Raw genomic sequence first — 463 nt, forward strand, 5'->3', positions numbered from 1 at the left:
TCTGGCGGACGCCTTCGCGGTGAGCCAGGAGTTCGACGATCTCTACGGCAACTTCACGGTCGAGGGTGTCGTCCGCGAGTTCTACCTGAACAACCTGGGCCGCGACCCGCTGGCGATCGACTCGGTGACGGGCGTCGCGAGCGACCTGCCGGGCTACCAGTTCTGGACCGCGGTGACGAAGAGCCGGATCGAGGACCTGACCGACTCGGGCGTGTCGGCCGACGAGGCCTTCGACACGGCGATCGAGGAGCTTGCGGTCAACTTCGTGTTCGCGACCGAGACCCAGGAAGTGGTGTTCGCGGATCCGATCACCAACCTGATGGTGGACATCGCGCTTGACGGCGACGATGCGCTGGACACCAGCAAGGACCTGTTCGACGTCACCGGCGACTTCCGGCCGCAGGCCGAGGCCGACCCGTTCAACCCGCTGCGCACGATGCTGCGGCTGAACTCGGTCGAGGGC

The 463-nt window shown here is 66.3% G+C and carries 1 protein-coding gene; it reads left to right on the forward strand.

What is annotated here, in order from left to right; translation table 11 throughout:
• Positions 1 to 463, forward strand: a 463-nt coding sequence (locus QSJ97_RS24705) for a hypothetical protein (RefSeq protein ID WP_285675162.1), incomplete at both ends; no start/stop codon positions are given.

The organism is Paralimibaculum aggregatum (genome assembly GCF_030270585.1).
Classification (GTDB): domain Bacteria; phylum Pseudomonadota; class Alphaproteobacteria; order Rhodobacterales; family Rhodobacteraceae; genus Thermohalobaculum; species Thermohalobaculum aggregatum.